Here is an 18,795-nt window from a genome sequence, read left to right on the forward strand (position 1 = left end):
ATCTCGTGAGGCGCATACTACCCAGTGCGGCAAGGATGTTCCGTGAGTAAGATCCCACAACATCCTAATATTTAGAGAGTTAAGACAAATTCATAGCGTTTTTAAGGTTTGATCACAGATCAAACAGCAGATGATCCGGAGACAGTGAGTAAGATGACGCACAAGCCCGAGCCAACCCCGTTACAAACCATGACCTTTCCATTGCATGGCGCAAGGTTAATTGAAGCGTCGGCGGGGACAGGTAAAACTTTCACCATTGCTGGATTGTATTTACGCTTACTGCTTGGTCATGGCAGTGAAGAGACGCGTCATCAAGTCCCACTGACTGTGGATCAAATCTTGGTCGTGACCTTTACCGAAGCCGCAACGGGTGAGCTGCGTGATCGCATTCGCGCGCGTATTCACGATGCGCGTTTGGCGTTTGCTCGAGGAGACAGCCAAGATCCCGTCATTGAGCCGCTGCTGCGTGACTTTCCCGATCACAAGCAGGCTGCCGCCATTTTGCTGCAAGCCGAAAGACAGATGGACGAAGCGGCGGTGTTCACCATTCACGGTTTTTGCCAACGGATGCTCACGCAAAATGCGTTTGAGTCGGGCAGCCGTTTTAACAATGAATTTGTCACCGATGAAAGTCAGTTAAAAGCACAAGTGGTGGCCGATTATTGGCGACGCAATTTCTATCCCTTGCCCACCGCATTGGCAGGTGAGGTGCGCCAGATTTGGGGCTCACCCGCAGCGTTGTTGAGCGACATTGGCCGCTATCTCACTGGCGCGCCATTGGCGCTGAGCGTCAACGCGATGAGTGGCGATCTTGCGGCGTTGCATCAAGACAACCTGCAAAAAATTACGCAACTAAAAAGTGCTTGGCGAACGGCGCAGCCTGAATTGCAAACGCTCATAGAACAATCCGATATCAACAAACGCAGTTACACCAAAAAATCCCTACCGGATTGGTTGGAAACGGTTAACCGGTGGGCAGAGAGCGAAACCTTTGATTATCACTATCCTGATAAGTTGGAAAAATTTGCACAAAATGAACTGATTGCCAAAACTGCCAAAGGCACTGCGCCAACGCATCCACTATTTGAGCAAATTGACGCGTTTTTGGCCAATCCGGCCAGCTTAAAAGCCCCATTGTTGGCACACGCGATTGAGCAATGTCGCGCATGGCTGGCCAAAGCCAAAGAGCAGAAACAGCGTTTGTCGTTTGACGATTTGTTAACGCGTTTATCCGCGGCGATCGATCAAGATGAAGCACAGTTATTGGCAAGTCGAATTCGTACGCTTTACCCCGTTGCCATGATTGACGAGTTCCAAGATACCGACCCTTTGCAATACAGTATCTTTAGCCGTATTTATTTGGATCACCCACAAACTGGGCTATTTATGATCGGCGACCCGAAGCAGGCGATTTACGGCTTCCGTGGGGCGGATATCTTCACTTACATCAAAGCGCGTAACCAAGTGAGTGCCCACTACACCTTGGGAACAAACTGGCGCTCCAGTGCTGAGATGGTTGCAGCGGTGAACCAAATATTTCAGCAGCCTGATAGTCCGTTTATTTATGATCAAGACATCCCTTTCTTACCTGTCAACGCTAGCCCCAAAGCGGATCAGCGCATTTGGAACATGGCAGGCCAAAAGCAGCCAGCCCTGACCTACTGGTTACAAGAGTGCGAAGAAAAACCCGTGGCGAAAGGGGAGTATCAGCAAGCGATGGCCGAGGCGACCGCCAGTCAGATTCAGCGGATTCTGACGCTTTCGCAGCAAGGTCAAGCGTCATTCCAGCAAGGTGAGCAACAGCACGCTATTCAAGCGGGTGACATTGCGGTGTTGGTACGAACCGGCAGCGAAGGGCGATTGATCAAGCAAACTCTCGCTAAGCAAGGCATTGCCAGTGTCTATCTTTCGAACCGCGACAGCGTTTTTCTCAGCCCCGTCGCGCAAGATGTTCAGCGCATATTGCAAGCGGTGCTCACCAGCGAAGACGATCGCGCATTGCGGGCGGCGTTGGCTTGTGAGCTGTTTGCCCTTGATGCCGCCAGTCTGGATAAATTGAATAACGATGAAAATGCGTGGGAAAAAGCGCTCAGTGAGTTTAAAGAATACCGCAAGCTGTGGCTTTCTCGTGGTGTGATGCCGATGCTGCGAGCGGTGATGGCCAAACGCCATATTGCGGAGCGACTGCTGACTCAGCAAGAAGGTGAGCGCACACTCACTGACCTGATGCATTTGGCGGAACTGCTCCAGCAAGCAAGCAATGAGATCGACAGCGACCACGGTTTGTTGCGTTGGTTTGCTCAAGCCATCAGCGATGCGCACAATGGTATTGGCGGCAGCGATGAGCAGATCCAACGTCTCGAATCGGAACGGAACTTGGTGCAGATCGTCACCATCCACAAATCAAAAGGGCTTGAGTACGATCTGGTTTTTCTCCCGTTTGTCTTTGCTCATCGCGAAGCCAGCGAAGCGAAGTTTTACGATGCGCAAACCGATCGCACCGTGTTAGATATCACCGCCAGCGATGCCGCGTTGCAACAAGCGGACAAAGAACGATTAGCCGAAGACTTACGCCTTATTTATGTGGCGCTCACTCGCGCCGTTTATGGCTGTTTCATTGGCGCGGCGCCATTGCGCAACGGTCGCTCCACTAAAGAACCCACGGGCGTGCATCGCAGTGCCATGGGGTATTTGGTGCAAAATGGTCAAGAAGGGGGAATTGCCACGCTGCAACAAGCGTTGGCAGGACAGCAAACGCAGTCAGACAGCATTGTCGTTATCTCACCGCCAACCTTGCCGGATGAGCGATATCAACCTATCGCAACGCCCGCGTTGTCGCTCTCTGCGCAAGAGCTGGCCACGCCGCTCGATCGTTTATGGCGCATAACCAGTTACTCCGGCTTGGTCAAGCAAGGGAGCCATCAAAGCGACTACGATGCCAGTTTAGAGGTGGTGGGGTTTGATATCGACTCTTCCGCCGAAGATCCGCAAGCGCCAGTTCAAGAAGTGGAGAAATCGATTTTTACCTTCCCCCGTGGTGCCAGTGCCGGTACGTTTTTGCACTCGCTGTTTGAAGAGGTGGAGTTTACTCAAGCGGCGGACTCTGAACAGAATCGTCAAGTGATCAGCGAGCTGATGGAAAAAAACTTGATCGACTTAGAATGGTTGCCCGTTTTGCAGCAGCTGGTGGATACCGTGTTGTCGACGCCACTTGATGGCAAACATCTGTACCTTAATCAGAAAACGCCTTCACAGCGTCTGGTGGAAATGGAGTTCTTATTGCCGATAGAAGTGCTCAGCGCCGCCAGTTTAAACCAAGTCATTCAGCGCCATGATCCCCTCTCGGCTCGCGCGGGGGATCTCGGTTTCCAAACGGTGCAAGGCATGCTCAAAGGCTTTATTGATTTAGTGTTTGAACACCAAGGCAAATATTACGTGCTGGACTGGAAGTCCAACCATTTGGGTGACGCGGTGCATTTTTATCATGGTGAGGCATTGCAAGGGGCGATGGTGGATCATCGCTACGATTTGCAATACCAAATCTATGCGTTGGCGCTCCACCGTTTTCTACGCAGCCGTTTGGCGAACTATGACTACCAGCATCATTTTGGTGGCGTCTATTATCTGTTTCTTCGTGGTATGGATGGCGAAAGTGAACACGGTATTTTTTCTGCCAAACCCTCGTTGGATTTATTAACGGAAATGGATCGTTTGATTGACGGTCTTGAGCCTCAACCTAGATCGACCCAAGGTGGTCAGATGGAGTTACTATGATGTTGAATGGGTCACTCCAAGCGACGCTGTCGATGCTGGAACAGCAAGCCCAACAAGGCTACCTGCGCTTATTGGATTATCAATTTGCGCGCTTTATTGGTGAACAGAGTCAGCACAGCGGATTGGCGCTGTTGGCCGCTGCGGTCAGTGCCGAGTTAGGCAAAGGGCATATTTGCTTGCCTCTGTTTGATGAACTTGGCCAAGTCTGTGAATTGGCCAGTAAAATTGGCCTGTTTGGTGAGGCAGCAACCGAGCTGAACGCCCAGCTTCAGCTGATCGACTGGCGAGGGTTGCTGCAAACCAGTCGCTTGGTCGGCACGCAAGGGGAAGCGGTGCCCTTGATGTTCGATGGTGAACGAGTTTATCTGCATCGCTATTGGCACTATGAAGTCGTATTGGCGCAAAAACTTAATCAATTAAGCCACGGTATTGAGCTTAATGCCAGCTCGGCGGCATCGTTGTCAGCGCTGCTGGATCGATTGTTCGCGCGAGATTACCGCTTTTTGTTTGAAACGCTGATTGCCGCGCAAGCGAGCGGCAGTACCCAAGTGCAGCGACAGCAATGGGTGTGTGATTTTCTCGACGTGGTTGAAGAGCACCGTTTGGATTGGGCGGCGATTGAACAAGTGCTGAGCCAAGTAAGCAAAGTCTCGGATCTCAACGCGCTGGATCATCTCGTGCCTCATGCGGCCTGCATTAATTGGCAAAAGGTAGCTGCCGCGGTGGCGTTGACGCGTCGTTTTGCCGTGATCTCTGGGGGGCCGGGAACAGGCAAAACCACCACCGTCACGAAATTGTTGGCGGCGCTGATTGAGCAAGCCGGAGCACAAACGCCCACCATTCGTTTGGTGGCGCCAACGGGTAAAGCGGCTGCGCGTTTGACCGAATCCATCGGTAAAGCGGTGCAATCTTTGGCTGTGGAGCCGAGTTTAAAGGCGTTGATTCCCACAGAAGCCTCAACATTACATCGCTTGTTAGGCGCGGTCCCCGGCAGTGCCGAGTTTCGTCATCACAGTCAAAACCCGCTGCATTTGGATGTGCTGGTGGTGGATGAAGCCTCAATGGTCGATCTTTCGATGATGTATAAAGTGATTGACGCGCTGCCTAAACATGCTCGTTTGATTTTACTCGGTGATAAAGATCAGTTGGCCTCCGTTGAAGCGGGGGCGGTGCTGGGGGATATCTGCGCATTTTCTGCTTCCGGATACAGCGCAGAGCAAGCAGCAACGCTCGCGAAGTTAACGGGTTATCAAGCGCTGCCAAAGAGTGCCAGCCGTTTGGCACCAGTTGCAGATAGCTTGTGTATGTTGCAAAAGAGCTATCGTTTTGATGCTCGCTCAGGAATTGGCCAATTGGCAAAAGCGATCAATGCAGGTTCAGTGGCGGCGTTAGAGAGTGTATGGCAGCGAGAGTTTAGCGATATCGCACATCATCCATTGGATGCCAGCCATTACAACCATATGTTGCAAACACTAGTGAGTGAGTACTCACATTATCTTGCTCGCATTGCCTTAACTCAGCAGCATCTTGAACCCAAAGAGAGAGAAAGCAGCGCGGAACGAGCCAAAGCGGGACTGAATTTGTTTCATCGTTGCCGGTTACTTTGCGCCGTGCGTGAAGGGAATTTTGGTGTGGCCGGGCTTAACCTTCGCATTGAAAGAGCCTTAGCTGCGCGGAATTTGATTAAAGTGAAGGACGAGATTTGGTATCACGGCAGGCCTGTGATGGTGACGCGTAATGACTACGCGCTTGGGCTTTACAACGGCGACATTGGCATCTGCATGTGGGATGACGCTGATGAAGACCCGCGTCTAAAAGTCTATTTTGAGTTGGCTGACGGCAGCGTTAAAGCGGTATTACCAAGCCGAGTACCAGAACATGAAACAGCCTATGCGATGACAATACATAAATCGCAAGGCAGCGAATTTGATTTTACCTTGATGATTTTGCCAGCCGATTTCAGCCCAATACTGACGCGAGAGCTGATCTACACGGGCATTACTCGAGCGAAAAAGCGTTTAGCGCTGTATGCCGATCTCCAAGTCCTGAAACGTGGTATGAAGATAAAAACACAGCGAGCGAGCGGCCTGCCACACCGTTTGGGCCAGTAAGGATCATGAGAGCAGTCTAAGTCGATAAGGAAAAAGGCCAGAAGTGGAAACTTCTGGCCTTTGAAATTCGAACTAGCGTTGAAATGCTTGAGTAAAAGTGATGCTGCGAATGTGGTATTGCTCTTTGTAGTTCAAGATGAACTCTCTTAGCGCTTCTGTCACTGGGAAGACGCAATGAACGTCAAGTCCCTCTAGAAACTGGTTGTCGGCCATATCCCAAAAGCTTTGCAGCGAGTTACAAATAATGGTTCTCATAGTAATGCTCTTTGATTGCTTAATCCCAACTGACTGGGTAAGTAATGAATCGAGCAGTCCGTGCGGTGTCTCGTCACCAAGTTCCTTGGCTCGGGTTAACCCCGATTTGCGCGGATTATAGACGAGTCACCGAACGAAAAAAAGCACAAACTTTGAACAGACAAGATGTAAAGCATTGCATATGGTGTTAACCCTGTTCATCAGCAGGAAATACTAATCTTAGGTCAAAGTGGCAGTGCCAAAATTTTTGAACGACGCTGATAGTTGTACAAACTTTTCTTCGCCATTGGCAGTGAGTCGACGCCAATTTCGTAGAAACCTTGCTCTCTAAACCAATGAACGCTGTGCGTGGTGAGAACAAAAATTTGCTCAATGCCGATGGATTTCGAGCGATGCTTCATGTAATTGAGCAGCAACAGGCCACGGTTGCCATCGCGATAATCAGGATGAATGGCCACACATGCCATCTCCGCCATATGCTCATCGATATAAGGATACAAGGCGGCGCAGCCAATGATCAGGCCATCTTTCTCAATGATGGTAAAGCGTTCGACCTCTTGCTCAAGTTGCTCGCGAGAGCGTCTTACTAGAATGCCTTGCTCTTCCAGAGGGCGAATCAGTTCAAGAATGCCACCAATATCATCAATGCAAGCCTGACGAACTTGTTCAGCACTGGCCATGACCACTTGCGTGCCGATACCGTCAAATGAAAACAGTTCTTGGATTAAAGCCCCATCAATTTTGTAACTGATTAAATGGCTACGGGGAACGCCAGCGCGGCAAGCTGCCACTGCCCCTTTGAGAAAACGCAGTGTGCCGGAATGGAAGTCGCTATCGGGATCGACATCGACCGAGAGCTTTTGAATGAATTTCTCCGCATCGCTTGGAAACAACTCGGCGACGGCATTGCCCTCTTCATCAATCACGCCTTGCTCAGAACAAAAGCCAATCAGTTTGTCGGCTTTGAGTTTGATCGCCACTTGTGTCGCGACTTCTTCAGAAAGCAAGTTAAAGCATTCACCAGTCACCGAGCTGGCAATCGGCCCTAGTAGTACGATGGAACCTTGATCCAAGGAGCGATTGATGGCCTCGGTATCAATGCGACGAATGCGACCACTGTGGCAGTAATCGACACCTTCATCTATACCTAATGGTTGAGCGATGACAAAATTTCCACTGACCACATTGAGGTGCGTTCCTGCCATCGGCGTATTATTCAAGCTCATGGAGAGGCTGGCTGTGATCGCCAATTGCAACTGTCCGGCGGCTTGCATAACTATCGAAAGTGAGTTTTCGTCAGTCACACGAATGTGTTTGTGATAAGGGGTTTGGCTTGATTGCTTGTCAAGTAATTGATTGATTTGCGGTCTGGCACCATAGACCAGAACCACTTTAACGCCAAGGCTGTGCATTAGAGCTATATCATTAATAATATTGCTGAAGTTTTTGTCAGCGATCGCTTCACCACCAAGGAGAATAACCATGGTTTTGCCGCGGTGCGCGTTGACATACGGAGTGGATTGTCTGAAACCTTTAACTAATGCAGTACTGCGAATTTTCACAATATGACTTCCTTGTGACTATTTATGCTGAAATATTGTCTTTTTATTCTCTTGTTGGCAAGCGGTTTTTTATTAATTTAACCACGTTTGATCTGAGTGAGTTGTTTGCTTTGACCAGCGGTGTAACATAGGCGGCTTGTAAACATGAACGAGAAAAAAATGTCTTCTGCCAGTAAAAAGTCAACCGCCGTCAACGGACAGCTACTCACTGAAGAGCTACGTCGTAAAAAACGCAAATTATTAGAGCGAATCCTAATGGGCGTGGCCCTTATTGGAACCGTGATTGTGTTGTTGATGTATGGCGATTTGATTACTCGATTGATCAATCCACCAATGCCGAAAAGCATGATTTACGGTAAATGGGTTGAGCAGGATGTGGCTCCCTATGCTCGTGAGGTGCTGATCCTCAATGAAAGTGGTGTCACCGTTAACGGTTCTTTGGTGACGACCAATTTTGATTTTGATGGCAAGTATTTTGAGTATCGTGTCGGTGGTGAAACTCGTCGCTTTCGATTCATTGGTCAGCAGTACATAGAGATGAAGTTGGATAGTGACGCGCACTACCTTCCCGTTTTTCAATTAGAAGGGAAGCAGAATCTCTCGCTGAGATAAGCAGTGATGCTGCTGCCAAATTGATGTTTTCTCATTCAATATCCGTCATTTTTTTGTAAGGGACTGCAATCGCGTCCCTTTTTCATTTGCACTTAAAATTCGACTTTGTCATGCTGCATCAAATTCTATTTGATGGGTAGTAACCAGTGATTAAAGCTTATTTTCCGCTCTTTGCATCGGTCTTGTTGTTTGGCTGTGCTCAGCCAACCGATCGTGCACAGCAGTATCTCGACAATGAATTCAGTGATGTGCTCAATCGAGTCGATGTAGTGAGCTCGGACAAACCTCGCGACTTCACCGAATTTCAACGTCAATCTGAAGCGGTGATCAGCAATTCACCTAGTCTGGCCAACTTGTATCAACCGCTTTATGAGCGTTTAAATGAGTGGGTACTGCAAAGTGGTGACCCGAGCGAGCTCGGTGCTTATGGTATTGAAACCGCCCAGCTAGGCGGGGGAGATAAGCAAGGTAACGTCCTTTTTACTGGCTATTTTTCACCGGTAATGGAGCTGCGTCATCAAGCCGATGAGCGTTTCAAATACCCAGTTTACGCGAAACCCGATTGCAGTGAAGATTGCCCGACACGAGCTCAGATCTACGATGGGGCACTCGATGGTTTAGGGCTCGAACTGGGCTACGCAGAGAACATGATTGACCCGTTTATCATGGAAGTGCAGGGCAGCGGTTTTGTCCATTTTGAAGATGACGACACGTTGGAATACTTCGCCTACGCGGGAAAAAATAACAAAGCCTATGTGAGCATTGGCCGCGTGTTGATTGAACGTGATCAAGTCGCAAGAGAGAAGATGTCGTTGAAAGCGATCAAAGACTGGGTGCTTGCAAACGATGAGGCCACCGTTCAAGAGCTGCTCGAACAAAATCCCTCTTTTGTTTTCTTTGAGCCGAGAGCGGCGGCGCCTGTGACAGGTTCTGCAGGCATCCCGCTATTACCTATGGCCTCTGTGGCGGGCGATCGCACAATTTTCCCAATGGGGACACCGATCTTGGCGGAAGTGCCATTGCTGAATGCGGACGGTACTTGGAGTGGTGCGCATCAACTGCGTTTGTTGATCGTGCTCGATACTGGTGGCGCGGTAAAACAGAATCATCTCGACCTCTACCACGGAATGGGCCCACGAGCGGGCACCGAAGCGGGCCATTACAAACACTTTGGCCGCGTGTGGAAATTGGGCTTGGAAAACTCTCCAACGCAAGCGCCTTGGGCTTTGCCACCAGAAAAGCTACAATAGCGTTTCTCTATCTGGACATTTTGTTGAAGAGTGCGTATAAATCGCACTCTTTGTTTTTCTGGCGACTTTGGAATCATCACTATGCGCGAACTTGATACTCCTGCTTCTGATAGCTACAACCAACGTTTTGGTGGTACGCGCCGTCTATACGGCAACAGCGAAGTCGAGATTCTTCGTGCAGCCCATGTCTGTGTGATTGGCATTGGTGGTGTTGGCTCTTGGGCGGTAGAAGCCCTTGCCCGCACAGGTATCGGCGAACTGACGCTCATCGATATGGATGACGTGTGTGTGACCAATATTAACCGTCAAATTCATGCGATGACGGGAACGGTCGGTCAAAGCAAGATTGAAGTGATGGCAGAGCGCGTCAAACTCATTAACCCAGAGTGCAAAGTGAATCTGATTGACGATTTCATCACACCTGACAATCAACACGAATACCTCAGCAAAGAGTTTGATTACGTACTAGATGCCATTGACAGCGTCAAAGCGAAAGCTTCTTTGCTGGCTTATTGTCGCAGTAACAAAATCAAAGTGATTACCGTTGGTGGTGCAGGGGGCCAAGTGGACCCGACACAAATCCAAGTGACGGATTTGACCAAAACAATCCAAGATCCACTGGCGAAGAAGATCAAGGATACCTTGCGTCGACATCATAACTTTCCAAAAAATCCCGCACGAAAGTTTGGTATTGACTGTGTCTTTTCCACTGAGCAGCTAAAATACCCGCAAGCGGATGGTTCCGTTTGTAACGTAAAATCAACGGCAGAAGGTCCAAAACGCATGGATTGTGCCAGTGGTTTTGGTGCCGCGACGGTAGTGACTGCGACCTTTGGTTTTGTCGCGGTGGCACGTATCGTTGAAAAGCTGATCCAAAAGCATAAAAACTAACAGCCTCTAATACCAAGCGGTTTTCTGACGCCGCTTTATGTCATCATCACTTTTAATCCCTATTGTGTAGGAGCCTAGCCATGTCGAATTTGCCAGCCTCGCCATTTGGTAACGAGATTACCAGTGCGGACATCGTCGCCACCATGCAGCAATTCAAAGGTTGGGAAGACCGCTATCGCCAGGTGATTCAATGGGGTAAAAAATTGCCAGTGATGCCTGATGCGTTGAAATCTGAGCAGGTTATGGTTGCAGGTTGCGAAAGCCAAGTTTGGTTAGTGGCAGAACAAGATGACAGAATGTGGATGTTCTGTGCCGACTCAGACGCGAGAATCGTTCGTGGCTTAATTGCTTTAGTCTTAGCTGCCTACAACGGTAAAACGGCAGAGCAGATCCAAGCCTTTGATATTGAAGCCTACTTTGAGCAGTTAGGCTTAATTGCCCACTTGAGTCCATCACGCGGCAATGGCCTTAAAGCAATTGTTGAGCAGATTAAGAATATAGCGAGCTAGTTTACGTCCCTGAGGGCGTAGCGAGCATCTATGTCGGTTTTCGCACGCCTGCTCTGTTCTGTTATTTCTTATTTTCCCCTCATTTTCTATCTCTATTCTTTCTCATCACTTTCGCTTTTGTGACGGCTTTCATTTGGCCTGTCATTCCCGCCTGCGCGGGAATGACGGATATAGAAAATGGCGAAATTTCTTACTGCCCTCACTTTTGCTCGTCATCCTCGCGAACGCGGGGACCCATTTAAAGCGAGAGGACATTTGTGAGTCGATTAAACCGACAAAAAGCGTGGGCTCAGCGCTTGCTGAGGTATGGATTCCCGCCTGCGCGGGAATGACGGATACAGAAAGTAACGAGATTTCTTATCGCCCTTGCTTCTGCTTGTCATCCTCGCGAACGCGGGGACCCATTTTAAAGCGAATGGCGGCGGTGGAGAGTATCAACATGAGTTGAAATACTTCGGTGAATAAAGATGGGCTAAGACGCTGAAGACCTCAGCCCACTTTTTTAAAGCATATCCACCGCTTTCTCTAACGCTGCAATCAATTTCTCAACGTCTTGCATGGTGTTATAAATGGCGAAAGAGACTCGGACGGTGCCTTTGACACCTAACGCATCCATGAGCGGATGAGCACAGTGATGGCCAGCTCGCACGGCGATACCTTGCTGATCGAGCAGCGTTGCAATGTCTTGATGGTGAACGCCATCCATGACAAAAGTAATCACCGATGCATTGTTTTGATATCCGATCACACGGATATCCTCCATCTCACGCAGTGCACGGTATGTTGCCGATTGCAATTGGTGCAGGTGAGATTCCACTTTGTCTCGAGCAAAACCTTGATACCACTCTATTGCCTTAGCAAGCGCAATGGCACCAGCGACATTGGGTGTTCCAGCTTCGAATTTCCCTGGCAGAGCCGAAAAGGTGGTTTTCTCAAACGACACTTTTTCCACCATCTTACCGCCTCCATGCCATGGCGGCATGGCTTCGAGCAGCGCCAGTTTGCCGTAAAGCACGCCAATTCCTGCCGGCGCATAGAGCTTGTGGCCGGAGAACACATAGAAATCGGCGTCCAGTGTGCGCATGTCGACAGGTTCGTGAACGATGCCTTGAGCGCCATCCACCACCACAATGGCACCGTGTTGATGGGCCAACTCGATGATGGACTCTATGGGTTGACGAGTGGCCGTGACGTTGGTGGTTTGAGCGACCGCAACAATCTTAACTCGCTCATTCATCAATGTTTTAAACGATTCGATGTCCAACTGACAGTCGGCGGTCATGGGGATTTTGACCACTTTGGCGCCCGTCTGCTCTGCCACCATTTGCCAAGGTACAATATTGGCGTGATGCTCCATTTCACCAACGAGAATTTCATCGCCAACTTGAAGGGTGCTTCGGGCGTAAGTTTGAGCAATCAAATTGAGCGCTTCGGTTGCGCCACGTGTCCAAATAATCTCTTTACTGCTTTGTGCGCCAATAAAATGAGCGACACAGTCGCGTGCGGCCTCAAATTGGCTGGTCGCACTGGCGGTCAAACTGTGGCTTCCACGGTGAACGTTTGCATTTTGGCTGCTGTAATACTGGGTGATTGCGTCAATCACGCACTGCGGCTTTTGTGTTGTCGCCGCACTATCTAGATAAACCAGTTCGTTTTGATTGACTTGCTGCGCCAAGGCGGGAAATTGTTGGCGAATGGCTTGAACGTCAAACATTACTCTTCACCCAGTTTGTGGTAGTTGAGTACAGGTACCGTCACCATAGGCTCTGCTACTTGGCGCGCGTGCTGTTTGCCAGACAGTAAAATAATCATTTCCATTGCAAATTCCAGCGCGGTGCCTGGCCCTTGGCTGGTAAGGAGATTGTGGTTCACATCGTAAGTAACGCGCTTAGGACGCCAGTTTTGCTCGGCGATATGAGACATAAAGTTTGGATGGCAAGTCATGATGGCTTGAGGGTAGAGATTGTGATGTTGCAAAACCAGTGCAGGGGCGGCGCAAATGGCAGCGACCAGTTTTCCTTCATACATATGCTGTTTTAGCATCTCAATCAGGATCGGGCTATCGCGGAAGGTTTCTGCCCCCGCAACACCACCAGAGAGCACAATGACGTCGAACTGTTCGTCGGCCACATCCACCAAACGACATTGTGCGCCGAGGATGACGCCACGAGAGGCTGTTAGGGTCAGCTTACCATCAAAATCGGCACTGGCGACCGTGACGTCGTAGCCAGCACGAGCCATCATATCGATGACCGTCACCGCTTCCATTTCCTCGGTACCGCAAGCAATAGGCACTAAGATTTTTTTATTCATTGTTCTGTCCAGCTTTGTTCAATCTGTTTGATGTGTTGATAAAGTTTAGCGTTTTCCGCTGCATCAATCTGGTGTTTATGCGCCGCTTGCAACAAATATCCAGTGATATAATCGATTTCAGTGCGGCGTTGATGGAAAACATCTTGTCGCATCGAGGAGTAGTTTTCCGCTGTTGCATGAATCACGTTCATGATCGTTTTCTGCAAGGTATCGAAAGTAACCTCGATCCCTTCTTTGACCATAACGTCGACCAACTCTTGAGTGATGCGTTCAAGCTGTTGATGAAACCTCTCATCAGCCAGCTCGCCATTTTTACATTGATGAATTGCTGTTAATGGGTTGATTGCGCAGTTGATGGCCAGTTTGGTCCAAAGCGCCTGTTGGATATTGGGATTCCATGTGACAGACGGTAAGGCGTGATCGAGCACCGCTTGCAGGAACTCACATTGTGCACCTTGTGTATTAAAGCCCCCCAACTGTGTGATGCCTTGCCCAGTGTGCAAGACCTGCTGCGAATGGGGCTTATACGCGCCATGTGTGGTGGTTGCGACAACGATTGGGTTGTGCGTGAGCTGTTCTTCAACCTGCGATGCGGTTCCCATGCCGTTGTGCATCAGCAGGATGATGGTATCTGAGTGGATGTGTGGCAATAAAGGCTCAATCGCCGCCATCACCTGCCATGCTTTCACTGTGACCAAAATGAGATCAGCGCTTTGCAAAGAGGGTAGGTGACGATGTTTAAACGTCATGGCTGATGAGTCATCAAGTTGCAAGGGGTGCTCAGATGCATCGCTTCTTCCCCACAATGCGACATTGTGCCCTGCGAGTTTGAGTTTTGTCGCCCAAAGTGAGCCAACGGCCCCCGGGCCTAAAATGAGGATATTCACCAAACACTCTCAGTAAAAAGGTTTGCTGCAAGGATAATGAGGGAAATAAGGAAAGCAAATAAAAATGGCGCCAACAGGCGCCATTTATACAGAACTTAGGAGGTTCAATTAGAAGTTATACTGAAGACGGTAAATTACGAGATCTTCATACCCTTCACGAGCTAGTTTATTTACTGTGTAACGGTAAAGAACTCCAGCAGACCAGTCTTTGTGGAAGTTCCATAAAGCGTTAATTGAACCATTAAGCCCCCAGTCACCACCTTGAATTGCAGCATAATCATCATTGCGAGCGAACTCATACTCACCCCAAGTTGAGAAAGTAAAGTTTTGTCCTGCAATATCCGTGTTGTAGTAGCCTACCCAACCAAGCATACCGCCGTTGTTACCGCTGATACCGCCTTCTGTGTTGATTTGGTGTACACCGATGAATGGAGTAAAGCCCCAGCCTTCGCCTTTTAGACCGGTGTATCCAAAACCAGCAACGCGGTTTTGCTCATGCAAAACAGGACCTTTGTCTTTATCTGTGTTGTAAACTTGAGCGTAGAGAGATACACCAGAATCTGTGAGGTTGTAATGGATTGTACCTTTAGCAGACGCACCACGGTCATCACCAGCGCGATCGACACCTTCGTAATCGTAGAAACCATAGATCTGACCCCAATCAAAGGCAGCACCACCTTCGATACCAATTACTGCCTGGTTTCGTTCAGAGATTTTTTGACCAAAGTTAGAGTCATCATTGCCGAAGCCATGATCCCAAACTTGGTAGTCAGCGTACATGCTGCCAAAACCAAAAAGGTACTCTGCTTGAGCTGGAACAGCTGATACAGCAGCAATAGCGCTTAGAGCTAAAATTGATTTACGCATAAGGGGAACTCTCTATATTTGTAACGGTGTTTAGACGCTAATCCTTGCGCTACGTGTTATCCGATTTGCGCGCATCATAGCGATTTAAATCGCAAATAAAAGTGACTTGAGTGCAATTTTTCATCAATTTGAGTGATGTGGATCTCCTTTTGAATCGAAAGTTGGGAACTTTTCTTTTGCTATAAATCTAGATGCATTTGTGATTTTGTTGAAACTGAGAGCTGTATGTAATTTGTTAATGCGTGGAGGGAATGTGATCTAGGTAAAGGTTTGCGCGTATAAAGTAGCGTGATTTTTAAGCGGGGTGATTATGAGAGAGTTAATGCTTTTTCCGTTAAGTTCGACGGTTTTGCCGGATGGAAAAATGAAACTTCGTATTTTTGAACCTAGATACCAACGAATGGTGAAGCAGTGCTGTGAACAAAATATCAGCTTTGGCATGTGCTTGGTCGATAGTAGTAGTGGGGCAAGCCGCTTGTCGTCGCTTGGCACAGAAGTCAAAATCATTGATTTTGATTCATTGCCGGATGGATTGCTGGGGATTACGGTGTTGGGATTACAACGCTTCACCATCAAACAAGTCCGTGTTGAGGAAGATGGCCTGCGCCTGGCTTCGGTAGAGCAATTGACACAGTGGCCAACCATTGAGCTCAAGGCTCCTCAGCAATACATTGGTGACCAATTACATCAGGTTCACCTTCAATTTCCAGAGCTTGGTGAGTTGTATCCTGAAAGTGACTACCAAGACGCCAATTGGGTGGCAAGGCGTTGGCTTGAGATATTACCGCTCTCAGTCAAACAATTTGACCATTTGGCAGGAACGCAAAACTGTGATGCGGCGATGCGCTTTTTGTCTGAGGTAGTCGAGAAGGCTTCAGGCGAGGGAAAGGCTAAACTGAATTAAATGGCAAATAATTTTTAGGATCTGATGATCGTTTTTCTGTGGAATACGTATCAGGGTAAGTTTAAGTAAAGTCGGCGACAAAAAGGATAAGTTATGCGGACTCCGGTAGCGAACAGCCCTAGCTCGATGTCTAAGCAAGACTGGGCCGAGTGCATGGTGAAAGTGAAAGACAAAGACAAGCAAGCATTTGCCGTCGTGTTTCAACACTTTGCGCCAAAGTTAAAACAGTTTGCGTTTAAACATGTTGGCAATGAGCAAGTTGCCATGGAAATGGTGCAGGAAACCATGACAACAGTGTGGCATAAAGCACATCTGTTTGACGCTGAGAAAAGTGCGCTGTCGACTTGGGTCTACACCATCATTCGCAATCTGTGTTTTGACTTACTTAGGAAGCAACGTGGGAAGGACCTGTACATCCACGCTGACGATATTTGGCCGTCAGATTACTATCCTTTAGACCTTGTGGAACGCTATAGCCCAGAGCAAGACATGCTCAAAGAGCAGGTTTTGCGTTTTTTGGACTGTTTACCCAAGGCCCAGCGAGATGTTCTGCAGGCTGTTTATATAGAAGACTTACCTCATCAGCAGGTCGCTGAGATGTTCGACATTCCTTTAGGTACCGTTAAATCACGATTGAGATTGGCAGTAGAAAAGCTTAGACACACAATGCAGGCGGATAAATTATGAGTTCACATCCTAACAACATGTTGCTACAGGCGTACGCAAGTGGAGAAATTGATGCGGTCTCTGGTTTAGTCGTTGCAACGCATCTTGAAGTTTGCCCTGATTGTCGAGGCTTGGTTGCTCAATTTGAGGGTGAGCAAGCGCAATATTTTGCTGCTGGGAAGCAAGATGAAATGAGTTCGCTGTCGCTGTTTGATGCGATGTTTGATGCCATCGTTCAAAGTGATGTGAAAGAAGATGCGCGAGAGGTCTACGAACCGAGATACATTGAAGTGAAGGGGAAACGTTTTGTTCTTCCACAGACACTTTGTCGCTACGCAGATTTGATGTCGGAATGGCGCAGTTACGGTGGCAAGGTGTTTAGCTCACAACTGGACTTTGGTGAAGATGCAAGAGTGAATTTGATGTACATCAGCGAAGGCGTCCAGATCCCGCAACACACTCACAAAGGACTGGAAACGACACTGGTGCTGCATGGCAGCTTTAGTGATGAAGATGGTGAATATCAGCAGGGCGACTTTATGCAGCGTGATGCCAGTGTGAAGCACAGTCCTAAAACCAAAGCTGGGGAAGATTGCTTGTGCCTAACCGTGCTGACCGATCCACTGATTTTTACCCAAGGGGTGGCTAGAGTCTTCAATTTGTTTGGTAAAGGACTTTACCCTTAACCAGAGATGATCGGTGCTGCCTTTAAAATGAGAATGCATCAAACGAGAAAAGGCTTGCCAATGCAAGCCTTTTCTCGTGAAGGAGCCACGCACACGAAGTGGATTTAACTTTGTTGTGCGTCGATGTTGTCGTGAGGTTTTGTCTCTTCTTCGCTCGATTCCTTTCTCGCTTTTTCAAGCAAATCATGGAAGTAATGACGCAGTGAATAGAGCATGATCAAGCTTGGGATAACCATCAGAGCTGTAATAACAAAGAACACAGACCAGTTGTCCAAGTAGTCAACCAACTCACCACTAAAGGAGGCTAAGGTCGTTCGACCAAAGTTGCCCAGTGATGCCAGCAGAGCGTACTGCGTCGCCGAGAAGGCTTGTCCTGTCACCATGGTTAAGAAGGAGACAAACGCAACGGTTGAAAACGCAGAGGTAAAGTTGTCGACAATCAGCGTTGCCAAGAACAGATTTTCATTCGGACCGACTTGCGCTATCCAAGCGAACATCAAGTTACTGGCTGCCATGGCGATGCCGCCGATCATCAAACCACGAACAATACCGAATTTAACGTTGATCATGCTGCCGACCAGCGTAAAGAAGATGGTGATACCCCAACCAAGCAACTTAGAGTAATAACCTATTTGCTCATTGCTAAAGCCCACTTCTTTATAGAAAGTGATCGACATTCGACCTAAGAACGCTTCGCCAATCTTAAACAAGAAGACAAAGAGCAGTAGAGTCAGTGCTACTCGAACGCCATTGCGCTTGAAGAAATCAAGGAAAGGCTCGACCACGGTGACCGTCAACCATGCGACCACTTTAGAGCCCACCAATTGGTTGTGTCGCTGTTCGGCCTCTTGTTGCAATTGCTCACGTCGCGTGGTGGGTTCGCCAACCAGTAACGTAAAAATCATCAAGAGCGCGACAATGGCAGCCATGCCGTAATACACCCCATTCCAGCCGATTGAATCGGCATTAATAAAGGCGAGATAACCAGGCAAGGAATAGCCTGTCCACCAACCAATAACAGCCATCGCCGATGCTTGTGGCAGTTTGGATGAATCGGATTTTGGGAAGGTATCGATACGGAACGCATCGATAGCGATATCCTGTGTTGCTGAAGCGATGGCGATGCCAAGTGCAAGCGCCGACGTCAGCATGAGATTGTTGGCCGGATTGACTCCTGCGATCAACAAAGTACAAATCAGTACTAAGGATTGGCAGAGAAATATCCAACTGCGGCGTTGACCCAGAGAGCGATGAAGTAGAGGAAGCTTTACTCGGTCTACCAAAGGTGCCCAAAGAAAGTTAATGGCGTACACAGCAAAGACACTGCCAAAGTAGCCAATAGCAGCACGCGTCAAACCCGCATCTTTTAGCCAGCCAGACATGTTTGAACCAATGAGCACCCACGGGAAACCACTGGAACAGCCCAGCATAAAGACCCAAAGCAAGCGTCGATCAAGATAACTTTGTACAGTTTCACGCCATGAAACTGTTGGTGATGAAGACATAAC

The 18,795-nt window shown here is 48.7% G+C and carries 16 protein-coding genes; 9 read left to right on the forward strand and 7 right to left on the reverse strand.

The features are described 5' to 3' along the window. Positions 1-153: 153 nt before the first annotated feature. Both recB and recD read left to right on the forward strand, forming a co-directional pair. Complete coding sequence (recB, locus tag PQQ36_RS07690; protein ID WP_045623290.1) at positions 154-3,774, forward strand: exodeoxyribonuclease V subunit beta; 3,621 nt, start codon at positions 154-156, stop codon at positions 3,772-3,774. Next, positions 3,771-5,885 carry an exodeoxyribonuclease V subunit alpha gene (recD, locus tag PQQ36_RS07695; protein WP_045623292.1) on the forward strand — a complete coding sequence of 705 codons (2,115 nt, stop codon included), beginning with the start codon at positions 3,771-3,773 and terminating at the stop codon, positions 5,883-5,885. Before recB ends, recD begins: the two co-directional genes overlap by 4 nt. A 72-nt stretch (positions 5,886-5,957) precedes the next feature. Here the strand turns inward: recD and PQQ36_RS07700 are convergent, their stop codons facing one another. Both PQQ36_RS07700 and argA read right to left on the reverse strand, forming a co-directional pair. Continuing rightward, a complete protein-coding gene (locus PQQ36_RS07700) occupies positions 5,958-6,140 on the reverse strand; it encodes a hypothetical protein (RefSeq protein ID WP_011079706.1) in 183 nt (60 codons plus the stop codon). A gap of 224 nt (positions 6,141-6,364) precedes the next feature. Then, positions 6,365-7,702 carry an amino-acid N-acetyltransferase gene (gene argA / locus PQQ36_RS07705; RefSeq protein WP_011079707.1) on the reverse strand — a complete coding sequence of 446 codons (1,338 nt, stop codon included), beginning with the start codon at positions 7,700-7,702 and terminating at the stop codon, positions 6,365-6,367. A gap of 144 nt (positions 7,703-7,846) precedes the next feature. On the opposite strand from argA, the gene PQQ36_RS07710 reads away from it, so the two are divergent. The 4 genes from PQQ36_RS07710 (at position 7,847) to csdE (ending at position 10,964) form a co-directional block, all read left to right on the forward strand. Continuing rightward, positions 7,847-8,314: a DUF2850 domain-containing protein gene (locus PQQ36_RS07710; protein ID WP_011079708.1), complete on the forward strand. Its 468-nt coding sequence runs from the start codon at positions 7,847-7,849 to the stop codon at positions 8,312-8,314. A 146-nt stretch (positions 8,315-8,460) separates the two neighbouring features. Beyond that, positions 8,461-9,564, forward strand: coding sequence for a murein transglycosylase A (mltA, locus tag PQQ36_RS07715; RefSeq protein WP_011151002.1), 1,104 nt, complete (start codon positions 8,461-8,463; stop codon positions 9,562-9,564). A gap of 81 nt (positions 9,565-9,645) precedes the next feature. Further along, positions 9,646-10,455 carry a tRNA cyclic N6-threonylcarbamoyladenosine(37) synthase TcdA gene (gene tcdA, locus PQQ36_RS07720; protein WP_011079710.1) on the forward strand — a complete coding sequence of 270 codons (810 nt, stop codon included), beginning with the start codon at positions 9,646-9,648 and terminating at the stop codon, positions 10,453-10,455. An 80-nt stretch (positions 10,456-10,535) separates the two neighbouring features. After that, the gene (gene csdE, locus PQQ36_RS07725) at positions 10,536-10,964 is read left to right on the forward strand and encodes a cysteine desulfurase sulfur acceptor subunit CsdE (protein ID WP_039554476.1); all 429 of its coding nucleotides are present in this window, start codon (positions 10,536-10,538) and stop codon (positions 10,962-10,964) included. 502 nt (positions 10,965-11,466) lie between these two features. Here csdE and csdA read toward each other — a convergent pair. From csdA to PQQ36_RS07745, 4 genes are all read right to left on the reverse strand, one after another. Further along, complete coding sequence (csdA, locus tag PQQ36_RS07730) at positions 11,467-12,678, reverse strand: cysteine desulfurase CsdA (protein ID WP_225470454.1); 1,212 nt, start codon at positions 12,676-12,678, stop codon at positions 11,467-11,469. Continuing rightward, positions 12,678-13,277, reverse strand: a complete 600-nt coding sequence (locus PQQ36_RS07735; RefSeq protein WP_192928165.1) for a DJ-1 family glyoxalase III — start codon at positions 13,275-13,277, stop codon at positions 12,678-12,680. Before PQQ36_RS07735 ends, csdA begins: the two co-directional genes overlap by 1 nt. Next, positions 13,274-14,164 (reverse strand): 2-dehydropantoate 2-reductase, encoded by an 891-nt coding sequence (panE, locus tag PQQ36_RS07740; RefSeq protein ID WP_192928166.1) that lies wholly within the window; start codon positions 14,162-14,164, stop codon positions 13,274-13,276. Before panE ends, PQQ36_RS07735 begins: the two co-directional genes overlap by 4 nt. Positions 14,165-14,272: 108 nt before the next feature. Next, complete coding sequence (locus PQQ36_RS07745) at positions 14,273-15,031, reverse strand: outer membrane protein OmpK (protein ID WP_017788876.1); 759 nt, start codon at positions 15,029-15,031, stop codon at positions 14,273-14,275. A 310-nt stretch (positions 15,032-15,341) separates the two neighbouring features. Here PQQ36_RS07745 and PQQ36_RS07750 point away from each other — a divergent pair, with 310 nt between their 5' ends. The 3 genes from PQQ36_RS07750 (at position 15,342) to PQQ36_RS07760 (ending at position 17,287) form a co-directional block, all read left to right on the forward strand. Then, positions 15,342-15,935 (forward strand): LON peptidase substrate-binding domain-containing protein, encoded by a 594-nt coding sequence (locus tag PQQ36_RS07750; RefSeq protein ID WP_192928167.1) that lies wholly within the window; start codon positions 15,342-15,344, stop codon positions 15,933-15,935. Positions 15,936-16,028: 93 nt separating this feature from the next. Next, positions 16,029-16,622, forward strand: a complete 594-nt coding sequence (locus PQQ36_RS07755; protein WP_192928168.1) for an RNA polymerase sigma factor — start codon at positions 16,029-16,031, stop codon at positions 16,620-16,622. After that, complete coding sequence (locus PQQ36_RS07760; protein ID WP_192928169.1) at positions 16,619-17,287, forward strand: ChrR family anti-sigma-E factor; 669 nt, start codon at positions 16,619-16,621, stop codon at positions 17,285-17,287. Before PQQ36_RS07755 ends, PQQ36_RS07760 begins: the two co-directional genes overlap by 4 nt. Positions 17,288-17,391: 104 nt before the next feature. Here PQQ36_RS07760 and PQQ36_RS07765 read toward each other — a convergent pair whose 3' ends face one another. Next, positions 17,392-18,792: an AmpG family muropeptide MFS transporter gene (locus PQQ36_RS07765; RefSeq protein ID WP_039554459.1), complete on the reverse strand. Its 1,401-nt coding sequence runs from the start codon at positions 18,790-18,792 to the stop codon at positions 17,392-17,394. Positions 18,793-18,795 lie beyond the last annotated feature (3 nt).

Source organism: Vibrio sp. CCUG 15886, from assembly GCF_028570825.1.
Taxonomy (GTDB): domain Bacteria; phylum Pseudomonadota; class Gammaproteobacteria; order Enterobacterales; family Vibrionaceae; genus Vibrio; species Vibrio vulnificus_B.